Source organism: Stenotrophomonas sp. P5_A8, from assembly GCF_056400545.1.
The window spans coordinates 1-551 of record NZ_JBFULB010000658.1 but is presented as its reverse complement, the minus strand read 5'-3'; the positions used below and the strand labels follow the sequence as shown (position 1 = coordinate 551).

General features: G+C 60.1%; 1 pseudogene. It reads left to right on the top strand.

The features are described from left to right. A pseudogene (locus tag AC1DQP_RS21325) lies at nucleotides 1-551 on the top strand (ATP-dependent nuclease); the annotation flags it as partial.

The window sequence follows — 551 nt, the reverse complement described above, 5'->3', positions numbered from 1 at the left end:
GGTAAGGACACTGCTGCGGTTCCAATCTTCTTCTCGCACATGCAGCTGCAAAGTATTGGCGAAGTTCCCGGGGTGCGGATTCGTCTCACTGCGGAGATGGACGAGAGCGGAGAGATCGAGCAACGCTTGGAATACGTGTTGGCCGCCGATCCGGACGGTGTGCCGACCCAGCTCCGTGGCATGCCCAAGCTTGATCGGCAAGCAATTCAGGTTCACTACCTCCCGGCCAGACGCAACCCTGCTGACCACATTGCTTACAGCGCGGCCTCGCTCCTCGGCAGGGCGCTTCGTGCGGCGGATTGGACGACTGAGCGTAGTAAGGCTAACGATCTATCCGAGCAACTCGGTAAAGCAGTCACAGAGAACGCTGGCGTTGAAGCCTTCGGCAGGGCACTTACGGCAGGGTGGGGGAAGCTCCACAAGGGGAAGTTCTTCGCTTCCCCCAGCATTGCTTTTGGCACAGGGGGTCTGGCTGAGGTGTTGAAGCAGGTGAGCGTCCGCTTCTCGCCCGGCCACGAAACGCCATCAGTGGACTTTGAGCGGCTCAGCGA